Source organism: Streptomyces sp. Isolate_45, assembly GCF_024721315.2.
Taxonomy (GTDB): domain Bacteria; phylum Actinomycetota; class Actinomycetes; order Streptomycetales; family Streptomycetaceae; genus Streptomyces.
In genome coordinates, this window is record NZ_JANFAK020000160.1 from 1 (window position 1) to 17478 (window position 17478).

Annotated in this window: 14 protein-coding genes; 8 read left to right on the forward strand and 6 right to left on the reverse strand. The window is 73.9% G+C overall.

Annotated elements, in window-relative coordinates; all coding sequences use genetic code 11:
- Positions 1-116 precede the first annotated feature (116 nt).
- Positions 117-356: a DUF397 domain-containing protein gene (locus tag NOD94_RS33590; protein WP_281209978.1), complete on the forward strand. Its 240-nt coding sequence runs from the start codon at positions 117-119 to the stop codon at positions 354-356.
- Between the two features lie 138 nt (positions 357-494).
- A complete protein-coding gene (locus NOD94_RS33595; protein WP_281209979.1) occupies positions 495-1970 on the forward strand; it encodes a hypothetical protein in 1476 nt (491 codons plus the stop codon).
- Positions 1971-2036: 66 nt separating this feature from the next.
- Here NOD94_RS33595 and NOD94_RS33600 read toward each other — a convergent pair whose 3' ends face one another.
- Positions 2037-3227, reverse strand: coding sequence for a low temperature requirement protein A (locus NOD94_RS33600; RefSeq protein WP_281209980.1), 1191 nt, complete (start codon positions 3225-3227; stop codon positions 2037-2039).
- A gap of 26 nt (positions 3228-3253) precedes the next feature.
- On the opposite strand from NOD94_RS33600, the gene NOD94_RS33605 reads away from it, so the two are divergent.
- The 3 genes from NOD94_RS33605 to NOD94_RS33615 all read left to right on the forward strand — a co-directional run bounded on the left by NOD94_RS33605 (position 3254) and on the right by NOD94_RS33615 (position 7514).
- Complete coding sequence (locus NOD94_RS33605; RefSeq protein WP_281209981.1) at positions 3254-3661, forward strand: ACT domain-containing protein; 408 nt, start codon at positions 3254-3256, stop codon at positions 3659-3661.
- A 101-nt stretch (positions 3662-3762) separates the two neighbouring features.
- The gene (locus tag NOD94_RS33610; RefSeq protein ID WP_281209982.1) at positions 3763-6591 is read left to right on the forward strand and encodes an AAA family ATPase; all 2829 of its coding nucleotides are present in this window, start codon (positions 3763-3765) and stop codon (positions 6589-6591) included.
- 422 nt (positions 6592-7013) lie between these two features.
- On the forward strand, positions 7014-7514 hold the full coding sequence (locus NOD94_RS33615; protein WP_281209983.1) for a hypothetical protein: 501 nt from the start codon (positions 7014-7016) through the stop codon (positions 7512-7514).
- A 49-nt stretch (positions 7515-7563) separates the two neighbouring features.
- Here the strand turns inward: NOD94_RS33615 and kstD are convergent, their stop codons facing one another.
- The 3 genes from kstD to NOD94_RS33630 form a co-directional block, all read right to left on the reverse strand.
- On the reverse strand, positions 7564-9396 hold the full coding sequence (gene kstD / locus NOD94_RS33620) for a 3-oxosteroid 1-dehydrogenase (RefSeq protein ID WP_281209984.1): 1833 nt from the start codon (positions 9394-9396) through the stop codon (positions 7564-7566).
- 165 nt (positions 9397-9561) lie between these two features.
- A complete protein-coding gene (locus tag NOD94_RS33625) occupies positions 9562-10746 on the reverse strand; it encodes a GDSL-type esterase/lipase family protein (RefSeq protein ID WP_281209985.1) in 1185 nt (394 codons plus the stop codon).
- A gap of 16 nt (positions 10747-10762) precedes the next feature.
- On the reverse strand, positions 10763-11347 hold the full coding sequence (locus tag NOD94_RS33630) for a TetR/AcrR family transcriptional regulator (RefSeq protein WP_281209986.1): 585 nt from the start codon (positions 11345-11347) through the stop codon (positions 10763-10765).
- Between the two features lie 94 nt (positions 11348-11441).
- Between NOD94_RS33630 and NOD94_RS33635 the strand changes: the two genes are divergently transcribed.
- Positions 11442-11936 carry an FBP domain-containing protein gene (locus NOD94_RS33635; protein WP_281209987.1) on the forward strand — a complete coding sequence of 165 codons (495 nt, stop codon included), beginning with the start codon at positions 11442-11444 and terminating at the stop codon, positions 11934-11936.
- Between the two features lie 148 nt (positions 11937-12084).
- Here the strand turns inward: NOD94_RS33635 and NOD94_RS33640 are convergent, their stop codons facing one another.
- Positions 12085-13209 (reverse strand): aminoglycoside phosphotransferase family protein, encoded by a 1125-nt coding sequence (locus tag NOD94_RS33640; RefSeq protein WP_281209988.1) that lies wholly within the window; start codon positions 13207-13209, stop codon positions 12085-12087.
- 229 nt (positions 13210-13438) lie between these two features.
- On the opposite strand from NOD94_RS33640, the gene NOD94_RS33645 reads away from it, so the two are divergent.
- The gene (locus tag NOD94_RS33645; protein WP_281209989.1) at positions 13439-14938 is read left to right on the forward strand and encodes a hypothetical protein; all 1500 of its coding nucleotides are present in this window, start codon (positions 13439-13441) and stop codon (positions 14936-14938) included.
- 129 nt (positions 14939-15067) lie between these two features.
- On the opposite strand, the gene NOD94_RS33650 is transcribed toward NOD94_RS33645, so the two are convergent.
- On the reverse strand, positions 15068-16492 hold the full coding sequence (locus NOD94_RS33650) for a SpoIIE family protein phosphatase (RefSeq protein WP_281209990.1): 1425 nt from the start codon (positions 16490-16492) through the stop codon (positions 15068-15070).
- 461 nt (positions 16493-16953) lie between these two features.
- On the opposite strand from NOD94_RS33650, the gene NOD94_RS33655 reads away from it, so the two are divergent.
- Positions 16954-17478 (forward strand): molybdopterin cofactor-binding domain-containing protein (locus NOD94_RS33655; protein WP_281209991.1); only part of this gene is annotated, 525 nt, incomplete at its 3' end.

Consider the following 17478-nt stretch of genomic DNA (forward strand, 5'->3'; position numbering starts at 1 on the left):
GTGGCCGCGCGGCGGCGGATCACCGCCCGCGCGCCGGGCCCCGCGGGCGGCCTGTGCGGCACCCGGCTCGATGGCTACCCTGGGCGGCCGGACGACGTACCGGGAGGAGCACGCACGTGGCCGAGAGCATGATTTCGCGACCCCTCGCAGGCTGGGGCAGGCCCGACCTCGATCTCAGCGGCGCGGACTGGCAGCCGGGCAGCCGAGGGGTGGGCGACGTCCAGATCGCCTTCGTCGAGGGGTTCATCGCGATGCGCGACAGCGAGCGCCCGGACGGCCCTTCGGTGATCTTCGCGCCGGACGAGTGGCGCAAGTTCGTCGTGCAGGCACGGGTCGGACGGTTCGGCCCGACCTGACCCGACCGGCGGCTCCGACCCGACCCGACCCGCGGAGCCGATCGGATCGGGCCCGGTCCGACCCGACCGCCGCGCGCCCGGGAGGCCGCCCTCCGGGCGCGCGGCGGGAGTTCGACGGCAGGCCCTAGGATCGCCGCCATGCGACGCACCACCATTGACGGGATACCCGTCCACCGGATCCCCTCGACGGGCCCGCTCCGGTTCGGTCTGCGCTTCGGCTGCGGGGTCCGCGACGAGACGTACCGGACGTTGGGCGCGAGCCAGGTCGTCGAGCGCCTCACCGCGGAACGGGCGGGTGCGGAGGCGGGCGCGGGCCTGGTGACGTACGGATCGCTGTCCGACCTGGACGAAACCCGCTTCTACGGCTCCGGGGCCCCCGAAGAGGTGGTTCGCTTCCTGGAGTCGGTGTGCCGGACCCTGTCCGACCTGCCCCTGGACCGCCTGGAACACGTGGCGGGCATCCTGGAGATCGAGAACACGGCGCCCGTGGACGTCCGCGCCGCCCAGGCGCTGAGCGCCCGCTACGGCGCGCGGGCCCTCGGGCTCGCCGGGCAGCGGGGCCCCGGACACCGGGCGCTGACCGCCGACATGGTCCGGGAGCACGCCGCGACCCACTTCACGCGGGGCAACGCCGTCCTCCTGCTCAGCGGCCCCGAGCCGGAAGGGCTGCGCCTGCCCCTCCCCGAGGGCACCCGGCCCCCGCGGCGTGCCCCGCGCCGGCTCGCCGGCCATGTCTGGGCGCAGCGGGACACCGACGGGATCGCCCTCGCCCTGGACGCCCCGATCGGCTCGGCGGCGGCCCGCATGGGGCACTGCGTCCTCATGGAGCGGGTCGACCGGCTGTTGCGCGAACGCCTCGGCATCAGCAGTCACGTGGACGTGGTCGAGGTTTCGCGCGACGCGCTCTCCGTCGAGCGGATCCTGGTGCTCGACGCCGCCGGGGGGAAGGAGGCGGCGGTGGCCGCCGCCCTGTGGGGCGAAGCGGTCCGCATGGCACAGGAACCGCCTCTCCCCGGCGAGTTGACGGAGTACCTCACCTGGCTCCGCAGGACCTGGACGGAGCAGCCCGACCCGTGGGCCCGGCTGCAGGAGGCGTCGAACCCCGACCTGTACGGGATCCCCTACCTCGACGACGCGACCGCCCTGACGCAACTGGGGCGAGTCACCCCGCAGGAGGTCCGCGAGGCCATGCGGGCGGCGCTCGAAGGGGCCCTGCTGGTCGTGCCCGTCGGGGTGCACCCCTCGCTCACCGGGCTGGACGGACGACGCCTGGAGCACACCGGCGTCTGCGAGGTGTGGGACACGCCCTTCCCGCCCGGCGAGGTCTTCCGCAGGCCCCTGCTCGCCCGCGCCACGGACCGCGGGGCCCGCGGCGACCGACTGGTGCTGACCCCGCACTCGGTCGTCCACGGCCGCGACGACTGGTACCACGAATACCGGTTCGACGAGGTGGTGGAATTGGAGCAGTGGGGCTGGGACCGGACCGTCGTCGCCCGGTGCGGCTGCTCCATGCGACTCGTGCGCGGCTCCCACACCGGCGACGACCGGGTACGGTCCGCCCTGGACCGCGCCGTCCCCTCCTCCCGCATCCGCGTCCGGACGGCCGCCCGGTAGCGGCCGAAACCCCGCGGTGGCCCCGGCCCGTGGACGTCGCCCGCCCGCCCGGTGACGTCGCCGCCGCTACGGGGCCACCCGGGCCGGGGGCGGCGACGGGCGCAGCCGCTCCACCAGGAGCGGCCACCGCACGGCCAGCACCAGCGTCCACACCAGCGCCACCGGCCCCCAGCCGCCGGCGACCGCGCACAGCACGGCCACCAGTACCAGCGCGGGCCCCACCAGCAGCGCCGTCCGAGCCGCGCCCCGACCCGAACACGCCGCCGCCGAACCCGCGATCAGCAGGTACACCCCCAGGGTCGCGCACATCAGCCACCGCACGGCATCCGGTACGGGGCCGTCCGCGTACGCCACCGCGTCGCCCGCCGCCGCCGCGAACGCCGCCACCGACCCGGCCACGAAGCAGTGCAGCGGCAGCGCCATCCGTAGCGGCAGGGCGTCCACGGCGAGCAGCGGGATCCCGTCCGCGCCGTGCCGCAACGACAGCGACCACAACTGGAGCAGCAGCACGAAGGCGCCGACGCCCACCCCGCACAGCGCCCAGTCCCACTCCGCGACCGAGGCCGCCGCGACCATCTGCGCGATCGCCTCGCCCAGCACGATCAGCACGAACAGGCCGAGCCGCTCACCGAGGTGCGGAGCGTCCGTCAGGGCCGCACGCGGCACGGGCCGCTTCCGCTCCCCGCGCGCCCCGGCGGCCGCGTACTGCTGTTCCACGCGCGCCGTCACCCTCTGGGCGGAGACCGTGAACATCACGACCAGGTCGATGGCCAGCCCCAGCGCCCACAGGGCGTAACGGACCGTCCCGTCGCACCACATCGACACGATCCACGGCGTCAGCCCCAGCCCCACCTGGGTGATCGGCAGGTCGGCCACGTACTCCCCGCGCCGCCCCCACGCCTTGCCCGCCAGGGACCGCACCACGATGTAGGCGAGGGCGAAGGCCCACGCCTTGTCCTCGCGCACGCCGTGCACCGAGGCCGCCATCACCGCCATGCCGAACATCCCCGCGAGGACGGTGCGGGTACCGGCCTGCTCGCCGGTGACGTTCCCGTACACCGTGAACAGCATCCAGCCCGTCCAGAAGGCCAGGAACATCACCGTGTACAGGGCGAGATCGGCCCACCCCGGCCCCCCGTGCAGCAGGTGCGCCAGCTGGGCGACGCCGGCCACCGCCGTCAGGTCGAAGAACAGCTCCAGCCAGGAGGCGTGCCGTTCCGCCGGCTCGTTCGCCACCGGGGCCACCGATTCGGTCATATCGGGATGATAGGTAGGGTTGGCGCATGAGCGGAGAGAGCGACCTGAGGAAACTGCTGAGCGGCATGCGCCCGGAACTGAACGAGGGCAGGTACGTCTTCTGCACCCTCCCCGGGTCCACGCGCGCACCCGACGGCCTCACCCCCGTCGCCACCGTCCTGGAACCCGAGGGCCTCACCCTGGTCCTGCGCCAGGAGGACGCCGACGCCGCCGGACTCGCCTACGACTGGACGGCCGGCTGGATCACCCTGCGGATCCACTCCGCCCTCGACGCCGTCGGCCTGACCGGAGCCTTCGCCGCCGAACTGGCCGCCCACGGACTCAGCTGCAACGTGGTCGCCGGCCACCACCACGACCACCTGTTCGTGGCCGCCGACCGGGCCGCCGAAGCGGTCTCCGTACTGGAGGAACTCGCCACCCGTTCGGCGGAATAGCGAAATCCGGAAAACATTCCGATCTTTCCCGAGCTCGGGCCTTCCCCGGCGCACGCGCGGGCGTACGCTGATCCTCCGAACAGGCCTGGGGGGTACCAGCCATGACGGACCGCCGGACCCGGATACGGCGCACCATCTTCGAACGCGAAGCGGAACTCGTCGCCGTCGACGAGGCCCTCGACCGGCTCACCGACCCCGGCCCGGACACCGGCGGCGCCCTGCTCGCCCTCTCCGGACCGGCCGGCCTCGGCAAGACGACGCTGCTCGCCGAAGTGCGCCGCCGGGCGCTCGCCCGCGACTGCACCCTGCTCGCCGCCCGCGGCGGCGAACAGGAACAGGGCCAGCCCTTCCACGTCGCCCGCCAGCTCATCCAACCCCAGCTGGCCGGCCGCTCCGAAGCCGCCCTGCGCGAGACCCTCGGCAGTTGGTACGCCATCGTCGGCCCCGCACTCGGCCTGTGCGCCCCCGAGGGCGCCCCGCCGGACCCCCAGGGCCTGCGCGACGGGCTCGACTGGGTCCTCACCCACCTCACCGTCCAACGGGCCCCCGTCGTCCTCGTGCTCGACGACGCCCACTGGGCCGACGCCGAATCCCTGGGCTGGCTCGCCGCCTTCGCCCCGCGCGCCGAACACCTGCCGCTGCTACTCGTCGTCGCCTACCGCCCCGACGAACTGCCCGCCCACGCCGAGTCCTTCCGCACCCTGCCCGGCCGGGCCGGACAACGCCCCCTGCCCCTCGCCCCGCTCAGCGCGGCCGCCGTCACCACCCTGGTCCGCGAGACGGTCGGGGAACACGCCGACGACGCCTTCTGCCAGGAAGCCTGGACCGTCACCACCGGCAACCCCTTCGAAGCCGTCGAACTCACGGCCAAGGTCCGCGACAAGGGCCTTCCCCCGGTCGAGGCCAGCGCCCCACTGCTGCGCGACCTCGTCGCCGCCCAGCGCGGCAGCGGCCTCGTCGCCCGCCTGCAGAGCCTCGGCCCCTCCACCGTGCGGTTCGCCTGGGCCTGCTCGGTCCTCGGCACCGCGATCCCGCAGCAGATCGCCGCCCGCGTCGCCGGCCTCGGCACCGAGGAGGCCGCCGACGCCACCCTCCGGCTGCGCGACGCCCGCATCCTGTCCGCGGCCCCCGAGGACGCCGCCGCCGGACTGGAGTTCGTCCACCCCCTCATCGCCACCGCCATCTACCGGGGCATCCCCGACGCCCTGCGCGTCGCCCTCCACGGCAAGACCGCGTCCGCCGTCGTCGACGCCGGGCTCGGCTCCTCCGCCGCCGCCCGCCACCTGTTGGAAACCCAGCCGGAGAACGACCCCTGGGTGGTGCGCACCCTGCGCGAGGCCGCCGCCGAGAACCTCCGGTCCGGCGCCCCCGAGGCCGCCCGCCGCCAGCTCGCCCGCGCCCTCCAGGAACCCCCGGACTTCGACGAACGCGCAGCCGTGCTCTACGAACTGGGCTGCGCCTCGCTGCTCACCGAACCCGCGAACACCGTCAACCACCTGCGGGCCGCCCTCGCCGAACCCTTCGACGACCCGGCCCTGCGCCAGGGCATCGTCATCCGCCTCGCCCAGGTCCTCTCCCACAGCGACCTCCTGTCCGAGGCCTCCGAACTGCTCGCCCGGGAGATCCCGCACACCCAGGACGCCCGCGCCCGACTGCGCCTGCAGTCCGAACAGTTCATGTGGGACGCATTCAACGCCGCCGAACCCGACTCCCCGGCCCGCTCCCGCCGCCTCACCAAGCTCGCCGAACACCTCACCGGCCGCGACCTCACCGAGCGGTACGTCATCGGGCTCCGCGCCTGGGACGCCTGCCTGCGCGGCGAACCCGTCGAGGTGGTCCTGCACCACGCGGACCGGGTCCTGGAGGAACACTTCAGCTGGGCCCACGAGGACCGCGGCTTCGAGGTCCCCGTGCTGACCGCCATGGTCCACATGTACGCCGACCGGCCCGGCCGCGCCGAGGAACTCTTCGAGGCGGGCACCGCCGAGTTCGAACGCCAGGGCTGGTACGGCGCCCACCTGTCCTTCGCGCACAGCCTGCGCGGCTACATCCGCTACCGCCGCGGCCGGCTCGTCGAAGCCGAGGAACTGGCCCGCACCGGCCTCCGGCTCGCCGAACGCGTGGGCCGCCGTACGCCCGTGCACTGGTACGCCATCGCCATCCTCGTCACCACCCTCATAGCCCGCGGCCGGACCGACGAAGCCTGGGAACTGGCACACGAACACGACTACGGGGAGCCCTTCCCCGCCGCCGTCGTCTTCCCCGACTCCCAGACCGTTCACGCCGAACTGCTGCTCGCGCGCGGCGACCGCAAGGCAGCCGCCGCCGAACTCGAAGCCGTGGACCGGCGGCTCACCCCGCGCGGGATCCAGAACCCGTCCTGGTGCCCGTGGCAGCTGCACCTGGCCCTGGCGGTCGCCCCCGAGGACCCGGCCAGGGCCAGGGCGTTGGCCGCCGACGCCCTGCGCCGGGCCCGGGCGTTCGGCGCCCCCTCCGGCATCGGACAGGCCCTGCGGGTCTCGGCCGACGTCGCCGCCCCGCAGGACCGGCTGCCGCTGCTGCACGAGGCGGTCACCCTGCTGGCCGCCTCCCCCGCCGGCTACGAACTCGCCCTCGCGCTGACCGCGCTCGGCACCGAACTCCAGGACCGGGCCGTCCTCACCCGCGCGCTCCTCACCAGCCGCGAATGCGGTGCGGACGCGCTCACCGCCACCCTCACGCACCGGCTGCTCACCCTCGGCGGCGAGCTGCCCTGCGGTTCCTCCTGGGAGGACGAGCCGACCCCGGAGGAACTGAACGCGGCCGCTGCCGTGGTCGGCGGCGTCCCCTCCCAGGCCGGCCCCGAACTGTCCGCCGTCTGCCGCAAACTGGGCACCGATCCCGCCGGACTCGCCGACGCGCTGGCGGCGTTCGCCCGTGGCGCGCGATGAGCCGGAGCGGTTCCTGACGGGAGCCGGGCCGGGATCATGCCCTTCCGGGACGAGGCGGCCGTCCTGGCCCACGCCGTCCGCCGCGCGGCCGATGGTGCGGGGGAGGCGCCGCCGATCCCCGCCCGCCCCACGGCCCCGTCACCCACCTGCGCCGGGCCCGGCGCCACACCCCCACCCCCACGCCGACGCCGGCCCGGCCTGGCCTCGGAGGCCCGGCAGACACCGGAGCGCGTCGCTCCCGTCCCACCGGTTCGCCCCCGTCGCGCCGGTTCCCGCCGCCGACCGGCCCGTCCGCCCGTCGCCCGTGTCGGGTAAGGAGCGGATTCCCGCGAAGGCCAGTACCCGCAGGTCCGGGATGTCCGGGCGGGCCCGGCCCCGGGACCCCGATCCGGAAAACGCGCGCGGCCACGTACCATGGCGACATGTCCTTCCTCCGCCGCCACCGCGCCGCCACACCCGCCGGCCCGGACTTCGACGTCCTGGCCATGGACCCGGGGGACTGGCCGGGCAACCTCGGGGCCGGGCTGCTCCCCGCCCCCGACGGCAGCTGTCAGGGCGTCTTCCTGCGCTACGACCTGTTCGGCGGCCGCGGCCCCGCGATGATCATCGGAAACCTCCCCGAGGGGTCCCCCGCCCGGGACCTCGCCGAGGGCGAGGTCCCCTTCGAGGTGGCCCAGCTCCTCGACGCCCTCGAGAACGAGGAGGAGGTCGAGGTCACCGGCTCGGAGGACTGCCCCGTCATGCAGGGCGACAACCTCCTCATCGTCCGCAAGGTCAAGCTCTCCGAGAGTCGGATCTCCTGCGTGCAGTTCGACCGCAGCGACAACGTCCTCGTGACCATCGCCAGCTGGGACCGGCCGATCACCGACGACCTCTACGCGCTGCTCAAGCCGCTCCCCGCCGAGCTGTTCCAGCAGGGCTGAGCCCGACCGGGCCGCGCGCCGCGAGCGCCACGGGCCGGCCAGGTCCGCGTCACGCGTCCGCGATGTCGTTCGCCGCCACGTAGCCGAACGTCATCGCGGGCCCGATCGTCGATCCGGCCCCCGCGTAGCTGTGCCCCATGACCGCCGCGCTCGCGTTGCCCGCCGCCCACAGGCCGCGGATCACCGTGCCGTCCGGCCGCAGCGCCCGCGCCCGCGCGTCCGTCACGATGCCGCCCTTCGTGCCCAGGTCACCGGGCACGATCTTGAACGCGTAGAACGGTGGCACCCAGATCGGCGCCAGGCACGAGTTCGGGCGCACGTTCGGGTCCGTGTAGTAGTGGTCGTACGCGGTGTCACCCCGGTGGTGGTCGGTGTCGTCACCGCTCCACGCCTGGGCGTTGAACCGGTTGAGCGTCGCCCGCAGCGCGCCCGCCGGCACCCCGATCCGGCCCGCGAGGGCGTCCCAGGTCCACGCCTTGTGCGCCGCTCCCGTCTCGTACCAGGAGTCGGGGAACGGCAGGGTCGGCAGGATGTCCTTGAACAGGTACTTGTTGCGGTAGTGCTGGTCCACGATCAGCCAGGCGGGGATGTGCGAACCGGGAGCGCCCCGGTCCTTGTCGTACATGACGTGCACCACGTCGCTGTACGGGGCCGCCTCGTTCACGAACCGGGCGCCCGCCCGGTTGACGATCAAGCCGCCGGGCAGCGTCCGCTCCGCCAGACAGAAGTACGGTTCCCCGGGCAGCGGGATCGACGGCCCCCACCAGGCGTCCTCCATCAACGCCAGCTCGGCCCCGGCCCGTTGGCCCGCCTGGATGCCGTCGCCGGTGTTCTCCCTCGCCCCGACGGACCACTGGGTGCCGATGGGCTGCTGCTGGTACCGCTCCCGCATCCGCGCGTTGTGCTCGAAGCCGCCGGAGCCGATCACCACCCCCTTGCGGGCCCGCACGACGCCCCGTACGCCCGCCTTCTCCACCACCACGCCCGTGACCGCGCCGCCCTCCTGGACGAGGTCCACCAGCGGGCTGTTCAGCCACACCGGAACCCCCGCCCGCTGCAGGCCGGCGCGCAGCCCGGTGGCCAGGGCCTGCCCCATGGTCAGCGGCTTCTCCCCGCGCAGGGCGGCCGCCGTCCCGCGCGCCAGGCACTCGGCGGACACGGCGAGCCCCTTCGCGCTGACCGCGGCGAGGTTCAGCCACTTGTAGTCCTGGCTGAACACCACCATCCCGGCCGGCACGGCCATGTACGCCGGGTTCAGGTGCGCCAGCTCGGCGCCCAGGACGTTTCCGTCGATCTGGTCCGGCTCGATGGAGCGGCCGTTCGGCAGTCCGCCCGGAAGGTTCGGGTAGTAGTCGCTGTAGCCGTCCATGAAACGGAACCTCAACGGGCTGTTCGCCATGACGAAGTCCAGCATCCGGGGCCCGTTCGCGAGGAACGCCTGCTGCCGGTCGGCAGGCACCTCGGGTCCCACCACCGCCGCGAGGTACGTCGCCGCCTTCTGCGGGGTGTCCGGCACCCCGGCACCCAGGATCACCGAGTTGTTCGGCAGCCAGATCCCGGCGCCGGAGCGGGCCGCCGAGCCGCCGAAGGTCGGGGCCTTCTCCACGACCAGGACGCTCAGGCCGCGCTTCGCGGCGGTCAGGGCGGCCGTCATCCCGGCCGCCCCCGACCCGACCACGACGACGTCGTACTCGCCGAGCGGGGCCCCGTCGGCCCGCGCGGCGGCCCCCGGCAGCACGGTGGCGGCGAGCACCCCGGCACCCGTCCCGGCCAGGACGGTCCGGCGGGAGGGCAGGGAAGGCCGGGAAGGCCGGGAGGGAAGGGAGGGAAGGGAGGGCGCGGCGGGCGGGGAGGAGCGGAAGGGGTCGGGGCTTTCGGTCATGGGCGGGCTCCAGCGGGAGGGGAGGTGAGCGGCGGCTCCAGCATTTCTGATGCTGAGTCAGAAAAGGTGTTCGGGGGATCATGTGATGTCAAGGCATGCGCCGCCGTCGGCGCCCGGGGCCCGGTGGGAAAGTCGGGGGATCGGTCCGCGGGAACGCGGCACCGATCAGCGGGATCCGACGGCGAGCGGGCCGCCGGAGCCGAAGGCGGCGCGGGCGAAGCGCTCGCCGATCAGGCGGTGGGTGGCGGCGTCCGGATGGAGGTCGTCGGGCAGCGGCAGGTCGGCCTCGTCGGCCTCGCCGTAGAGGGCGAGCCCGTCGAGGTGGTGCAGGTTCGGGTCGCCGGCGGCCCGCTGCCGGACGATCCGGGCGAGTTCCTCCCGGATGACCCTCAGCGTCAGCTTTCCGGCGGCGACCTCGGCGGGATCCCCGGCGGCCGTGAACCGCAGGCGCCCCTCACCCGTCCCCTCGACGTTCATGACGCTGGGCCCGGGGGTGCGCTCGTGGAGGGCGCAGTGGATCGGTGACACGACGAGCAGCGGGGTCGAGGGGTGCCCCTCGCGGAGGATGTCGAGGAACCCGTGGACGGCCGGGCCGAAGGCGCGCAGCCGCATCAGATCCGTGTTGACGAGGTTGATGCCGATCTTGACGCTGATCAGGTCCGCCGGCACGTCGCGCATCGCGCGGGCGGTGAAGGGGTCGAGCAGGGCGTTGCCGCCGAAGCCCAGGTTGACGAGCTCCACCGAACCCGCGGCGGCGGCCACGGCCGGCCAGGTTCCGGTGGGGGTGGCGGCGTTGGAGCCCTGGCTGATCGAACTGCCGTGGTGCAGCCACACCTTGCGACCGTGCGGGGGCGGGGCATGGACGGGGGCGTCGGTGTGCAGGGCGAGGAGCCGGGTGCTCTCGTCGTACGGCAGCCAGATCTCCACGTCCTTCTCGCCGCCGCCCAACCCGGCGAACCGCAGGATCGCCACCGGACCGGGACGGGTCGCCGCGGTCCCGGCGGCCATGTCGATGGTGAGCACGTCGCCGTGGGGTGCGCGGGCCGTGCCCGCGAGCCGGCCGTTCACGAGCAGCTCGTACACCCCGTCGGCGACGGGCGGGGTGCCCGGGTACACCCGCTTGGTGGCGACCACGTCCAGTTCGACGGTGGTGGCCCGGGTGCGGAAGGCGAGCCGTACGCCGGACGGCTGCGCCTCCGCGAGGTCGAGGCTGCCGGCCGGGATCTGCTGCCGGGCCCGTGGGGACAATCGATGGGGGAGCGCACCGCGTTCGGTGTGCTCCAGGTCGAGGGCGCCGCGCAGCAGTCCGGCGGTGACGGGGGTGGTGGTCCACCCGGCTCGTGTGTTCATGTCCCGCTCGCTTCCGTCAGGGGGTGGTGGGCCAGGTGCGCAGCAGTACGTCGAGCGCGTCGAGGATCTCCGTCCAGCTCTCCCGGGAGCCGGGTGCGCTGTGGCCGAAGCCGCCGGCGCTCTCCAGGGTCACGTAGCCGCTGAAGACGCTGCCCAGGAGGCGTACCGCATGCGTCTCGTGCGGTTCGGGCAGGCCGTACCCGCGCAGCACCGCCCGCGTCATCCGTGCGTGCCGCGGGCCGGCTCCGGCCGCGGCGGTGTCCGGGTCGAGCGGGAAACGGGCGGCGACGAAGCGCCCGGGGTGGGCGAGGGCGTAGTCGCGGTAGGCGTTGGCGAAGGCCGTGAGGGCCTCCTTGCCGGACCGGCCGGCCACGGCGTCGGCGGCCCGGTCGGCGAGTTCCTCCAGGGCGAGAAGGGCGATCCGGCTCTTGAGGTCGTGGGCGTTGCGCACGTGCGAGTACAGGCTCGCTGTCTTGACGCCGAACCGGCGGGCGAGCTCCGCGGGGGTCGTCTGCTCGAAGCCGATCTCGTCGGCCAGCTCGGCTCCCGCCCGGACCAGGCGTTCCGTGGTCAGTCCCACTCGTTCTGCCCGTGGTGCCATGTCCGTCCTCCGCTTCCGTGTCACCGCCCGGCGGCTTATACCTATGTGCATTATGAGTTTGCCTAATCCATTTAGGCAAATTAGCGTGTGCGTCATGAAGCCGCTGACCGAGCAAGAGATCCGCGCCGCGTTCGTGAACTGCACCAAGGGTGAGGCGAAGCGCCTGTCCGTCCCCCGTGACCTGGCCGAGCGGCCCTGGGGCGACCTCGACTTCCTGGGGTGGCGCGACCCGCAGGCCCCCGACCGCGCCTACCTCGTCACCGTGCTCGACGACCGCCCCGTCGGCGTCCAACTGCGCTCTTCGAGCGGCGGCGGCGCGGGGCAGGCGCGGCGCAGCATGTGCACGGTCTGCCTGACCACCCACACCGGCGGCGTCGCCCTGCTGGTCGCGCCGAGAGCGGGCAAGGCCGGACAGCAGGGCAACTCGGTGGGCGTCTACATGTGCGATGACCTCGCCTGCTCGCTCTACCTGAGGGGCAGGAAGGACGCGGGCGTCGGCGGTCGGCTCCACGAGTCGCTCACCCAGGAGGAGAAGATCGCGCGGACCGGGGCGAACCTCGCCGCGTTCCTCGCCAAGGTAACGGAGTGACCCGACACGGAGGCCCCCGAGCGACGGGCGCGGAACGGCACCGCCGCGGCGGGCACGAATCCGCCGGGGCGCGAACGCACGGAATCCCGTGTCCCCCACGCGAGGCGCGGGACACGGGATTTCCGTACGGGGTTCCTCCGCGCCGGGGTCAGCGCGTGCCGACCGCCGCACGGACGGCTCTGCGCGCCATCCCGGCGTCGTCGTGGAGGCGGCGCAGCAGCAGGCGCTGCTCTTCGCCCGAGGACACGGCCCCCGCCGGCAGCGGCCGGCTCGGGGCGGTCGCCAGCATCGACCGCTGCACCGCCGTCTCCGACATCCGGATCTCCCGGGTCAGCACCAGCATCAGGTTCACCAGGAAGGCGTCCCGGGACGCCGGGCCGGCCGACTGGGCCAACCGGCTGATCTGGCTGCGCGCCGCGGGGGCGTCACCCAGCACCGTCCACAGCGTGGCCAGGTCGTAGCCCGGCAGGTACCAGCCCGCGTGTTCCCAGTCGAGCAGGACCGGTCCGGCCGGGGACAGCAGCAGGTTCGACAGCAGGGCGTCACCGTGGTTGAACTGCCAGGGGGTGCTCGCCGGCCGCAGCCCGTGCAGCAGCTTCTGCAGGTCGCCGAAGTCCCGGTCGGTCAGCAGTCCCAACTGGTGGTCCCGCGCGATCCGCCGCGCGTAGTCCACCGGCTGCCCGAACAGCTCGACCGGCGGACGCCACTGGTTCACCCGGCACACCGCGCCCAGCGCGGCCCGCACGTCGGCCCGCGGCGGGGCTTCCACCGGGTGCCGCTGGAGCGCCGCCACCCGTCCCGCCATCCGCTCGACGACCAGTACGCAGTTCTCCGGGTCCGCGGCGATCAGCCGGGGCACCCGCACCGGCGGGCGGTGCCGGACGAACGCCCGGTACGTAGCTATTTCGTGCCGGTACCGCTCACGCCACTCGGGCGAGTGATCCAGTAAAACCTTCGCCACGGCGGTCATCCGTCCGGTGGTCCCCACCAGCAGGACCGACCGGCCGCTGCGCCGCAACACCTGGACGGGAGTGAACTCCGGACAGATCCGCTGCACCGACGCGAGCGCGGTGCGCAACTGCGCACCCTGCGGTCCCGACAGGTCGATCCGTCCGCTGAGCGGCTGCGACCCGGCACCAGGCATCCGCCGGGCCCGCAGGGCGCCCTGCGCCGGGGCCGTCGGACGGGCGGGATCGAGGTAGGGGCCGCCGCCCGCCTGGAGCGTGCGGTGCGGCCGGACCGGGACGGACACGGAGGACGTGGCTGCGTACATGGCGTTTACGGTTCCCTTCGTGCGCCGACGAGTTGCGTACGCCACCCCGCCGATCCCGGCTTCACCCTGGGGAGTTCCGCCGGTGACCGGGTCGGGGAGGCGCATTCCTACCTGACACCGGGCGGCCCGTGGCGAACCATCGGGCGTGCCCTGGCGAAGCCTGGCGAATAGTCGCTGGGCATCTGACGGGGGGCTACTGTCAACTCAGCCGAGAACCTGGGGGCTTGACGTGAGCAAGGGACCAAACACCCGTCTGAACGACCTGTTCGGCCTCGCCGGCTGGTCGAAGGGCGAACTCGCGAGGATGGTCAACCGGCAGGCGGCCGCCATGGGCCACCACCAGTTGGCGACCGACACCTCGCGGGTGCGGCGCTGGATCGACATGGGGGAGACCCCTCGCGAACCGGTACCCACGGTACTGGCAGCCCTGTTCACCGAGCGGCTCGGTCGTGTCGTGACCATCGAGGACCTCGGGTTCGTACGGCAGCGGCGCACCACGAAACGGCAGCCGGACGGGGCGCAGGAGAACCCCGACGGAGTGCCCTGGGCGCCCGAACGCACAGCCGCGGTCCTCACCGAATTCACGGGAATGGACCTCATGCTCAACCGTCGCGGTCTGATGGGCGCGGGAGCCGCGCTCACCGCCGGCTCAGCCCTCAGCAACGCCATGTACGACTGGCTGCACACCGACCCCGCAGCCGCCAAGGAGGCCCGGAGGTTCGGCGGTGAGGCCCACCACGCCGATCCGGCGGGCTACGACCGCTACGAGGCCGCTCCGATCGGCTCCCAGGAGATCGAGGCCCTGGAGCGGTCGGTCGAGGTCTTCCGGGCCTGGGACGCCTCCAGGGGTGGCGGGCTCCAGCGCAAGGCAGTGGTGGGCCAGCTCAACGAGGTGGGCGGGATGCTCGCCTACCACCACCCGGACCACCTCCAGCGCCGACTGTGGGGGGTGGCGGCGAACCTTGCGGTGCTCGCGGGCTGGATGTCGCACGACGTCGGGCTGGAACCCACCGCCCAGAAGTACTTCGTGATCGCGGCGCACGCGGCGCGCGAGGGCGGCGACCGGCCGCGGGCCGGCGAGGCGCTGTCCCGGGCCGCCCGCCAGATGGTCCACCTGGGCAAGCCCCACGAGGCCCTGGACCTGATGAAGCTGGCGAAGTCGGGTTCCGGCGAGCAGACGCTGCCGCGCACCCGGGCCATGCTGCACACCATCGAGGCGTGGGCGCAGGCGGCCATGGGCAAGGGCCAGGCCATGCGGCGCACGCTGGGCGAGGCGGAGGACCTGTTCGTCTCCGACAAGGGGGACGTCCCGCCGCCCTCGTGGATGCAGCACTTCGACGAGGCGGACCTGCACGGCATGCAGGCCCTGGCCTACCGGACGCTGGCCGACCACGACGCCTCGGCCGCTCCCGTCGCCGCGCGCCACGCCAGGCAGGCCCTGCGGCTGCGCGGGGACGGCTACCAGCGCTCGCAGATCTTCGACTACATCTCCATGGCCTCGGCCTGCTTCATCGCCGACGATCCGGAGCAGGCCGACCGGTACGCCCGCCTCGCCCTGGTCTCGATGAACGAGACCTCCTCGCACCGGACATGGGACCGACTGCGCGAGATGTACCGGCTCACCGGCCAGTACGCCGGGTACGCGCGGATCGAGGACCTGCGCGAGGAGATCGAGCTGGCCCTCCCCGACAGCCCGGCGCCGCGCGCCCCGCGCGGCACGGGAGTCTGAGGGGGCGGCCGGTGCCGGGTTCCGGGGACGAGAAGGGCCGCGCCGTCCGGCGCGGCCCCTGATGCCCCACGTGTCGGTGCCCCACGCGCTCCTCGCGTCGCGGGTTCCCCCCGCGACCGCCGGTGTGGGTCAGTCGCCTATCCGGGCGACCAGGATGCAGGCGTCGTCCTCGCGCTCGCTCTCGCCGAACTCCTCGGTCACCATCCGCACGCAGTCCCGCGCGGACCGGGCCGCGGAGAACCGGGGCGCGAGCGCCAGCAGTCGCTCGGTCCCGTCCGCCCGGCTGAACTCGATGCTGCGCGGGGTCAGTCCGTCGGTGTGCAGGACGAGTACGTCTCCCGCCTCCAGCCGTTCCTCCGCCTGCCCGTAGACCGCTCCGGAGGTCGCTCCCAGCAGGACGCCCTCCGGCGGGAGCAGCGGGCGGCCCTGGCCCCGGCGGAACAGCAGGGGCGCGGGGTGGCCGGCCTGCGCCCAGGAGAGGACGCGGCGGACGGGGTCGTAGCGGCAGCAGACGGCCGAGCCCAGTGCCGGCTGGACGGAGGTCTCCAGGAGTTGGTTGAGCCAGCCCATCAGGGGCCCCGGCTCGATCCCGGCCATGGCCATGCCGCGCAGGGCGCCGAGCATCATCGCCATTCCGGAGGTGGCGCTGACCCCGTGTCCGGTCAGGTCACCGACCGTCAGGAGGGAGCGGCCGTCGGGGAGTTCGAGGGCGTCGTACCAGTCGCCGCCGATCAGCGCGCTGGTCGCGGAGGGGAGGTAGTGGGCGGCCACGTCCAGCGCGCCCGCGTTGTCGTGCGGGAACCGCAGGGAGCCGCGCCACGGGGGGAGCACGGCTTCCTGCAGCTCGACCGCCAGCCGGTGCTCGGTCTGCGCGATCTCCCGGCGGCGCTGGAGCGAGTCGTGCGACTCGCGTACCGCCCGCTGGCTCCGGCGCAGCTCGCTCACGTCGCGCAGCACGGCCCACATGGAGGCCGTGCAGCCGTCGGAGTCGAGGACCGGCTCGCCCCTCATGTGCAGCGTCCGTACCCGGCCGTCGGCCCGGACGATGCGGAACTCGCCGTCTATCGGTTTGCCGTCCACGAGGCAGTCGGTGACCATCGCGGTCAGCGTCGGCTGGTCCTCGGAGAACAGGGTGGAGCCCAGTTCGTCGAGCGGGAGCGCGCCCGCCTCGGGGGACCGGCCGAAGATCTGGAAGAGCTCCTCGGACCAGGTCACCTCGTCGGTCAGCAGGTTCCACTCGGCGCTGCCGACGCGCGTCGGACGGTCCTCGGCGGTGGCCTCGGGGGCTGCCTGCGGCGCCTCGACGTGCTCGGGCGCGGGCGGCAGACCCTCCTTGAGCTGGCCGAGGTGCTGGCGGAGGTCGTCGAGGTGGTGCACCGCGAGGTCGCACAGCGCGCGCTGCCAGCGGCCCTGGGCGTCGTCATCGTCCACGACGGTGTCGCGGCGCACCGCGTCCACTTCGCCCCGCAGTCGGCGGGTCTGTGAGATCAGCGCGTCCACCGACCCCGGCTCGGGCGGCTGCGCGGGAAGGTCCGCGTACAGGTGGGACGGCATGAGAACTCCGATACAGGCGCGGCACGGCCAGGTCTGAAAGAAGGACCGGTTACGACTGTTGCACAGCGCGAGTTGGGCTGTAAGGCGTTTGGCAACATCCGCAACGGTCTTGCGCCGGGCATATGCCAGCGGCGATCCGTGACCTCGCGCCGTGTGCGAACGAAACCGGTCCGGGCGCTCCGCGTCCGGCCGGAAACCGGCCCCCGGGAGGCGGTTGTTCGATCATTTGGCCGAGTTGTGCGAGCCGTGTGCGCCCGCGCCCGCACCGCCCGACACGTCGCGCGCACTCCCGGGGTTACCCCCCGAACGGAGGACCCCCCGCGCGGTGATGACGCGGTCCTCCGGTATCGGTTCCGCCCGCCGCTTCCCACCCCCCTGCATGATCGCTACGCTACGCGTCGGTAACGAACCGGGGGCGGTCCGCCGACGCGGACCCGGGCAGGGGTGGGGGACACCACGACATGACAGCGCAGAGCCGCGCGGACGGACAGGGCCGCGCACCGGGCGGCGGGGCCGGGCGGAGCCGCCGCTCCTTCCTCACCCACCTCGTCGCCGCGCCCACCCTGGCCCTGGTCACCCGCGCGGGCGCCGACCTCCTCGCGCCGCAGCCCGCGCACGCGGTGGTCCCGAGCCTGCCGGCCATCGCCGACCTGGTGGACCTGGGGGACCTGTTCATCCTGGCCGGCGCGCCCACGTCGGCCCTGCTCGCCCTCGCCGTGGACACCGACGGCACCGTCCGCTTCCGCCTGCCGCGCGAGGAGGTCGGCCAGGGACTCACCACCGCCGTGGCCATGCTCGTCGCCGAGGAGCTCGACACCCCGCTCGCCGGCGTCCGCGTCGAACTCGACGACGCGCGCCCCGAGCTGCTCTTCAACCAGCTGACGGGCTCCTCCAACTCCATCCGGTCCCTCTACGGGCCGGTGCGGCAGGCCGCGGCCACCGCCCGGGCCCGCCTCGTCGCGGCGGCCGCCGCGGGCTGGGGCCTG

Coding starts and splice junctions, on each gene's coding strand:
- NOD94_RS33595 (WP_281209979.1), top strand. CDS start 495: ATGCGACGCACCACCATTGACGGGATACCCGTCCACCGGATCCCCTCG.
- NOD94_RS33600 (WP_281209980.1), bottom strand. CDS start 3,227: ATGACCGAATCGGTGGCCCCGGTGGCGAACGAGCCGGCGGAACGGCAC.
- NOD94_RS33605 (WP_281209981.1), top strand. CDS start 3,254: ATGAGCGGAGAGAGCGACCTGAGGAAACTGCTGAGCGGCATGCGCCCG.
- NOD94_RS33610 (WP_281209982.1), top strand. CDS start 3,763: ATGACGGACCGCCGGACCCGGATACGGCGCACCATCTTCGAACGCGAA.
- NOD94_RS33615 (WP_281209983.1), top strand. CDS start 7,014: ATGTCCTTCCTCCGCCGCCACCGCGCCGCCACACCCGCCGGCCCGGAC.
- kstD (WP_281209984.1), bottom strand. CDS start 9,396: ATGACCGAAAGCCCCGACCCCTTCCGCTCCTCCCCGCCCGCCGCGCCC.
- NOD94_RS33625 (WP_281209985.1), bottom strand. CDS start 10,746: ATGAACACACGAGCCGGGTGGACCACCACCCCCGTCACCGCCGGACTG.
- NOD94_RS33630 (WP_281209986.1), bottom strand. CDS start 11,347: ATGGCACCACGGGCAGAACGAGTGGGACTGACCACGGAACGCCTGGTC.
- NOD94_RS33635 (WP_281209987.1), top strand. CDS start 11,442: ATGAAGCCGCTGACCGAGCAAGAGATCCGCGCCGCGTTCGTGAACTGC.
- NOD94_RS33640 (WP_281209988.1), bottom strand. CDS start 13,209: ATGTACGCAGCCACGTCCTCCGTGTCCGTCCCGGTCCGGCCGCACCGC.
- NOD94_RS33650 (WP_281209990.1), bottom strand. CDS start 16,492: ATGCCGTCCCACCTGTACGCGGACCTTCCCGCGCAGCCGCCCGAGCCG.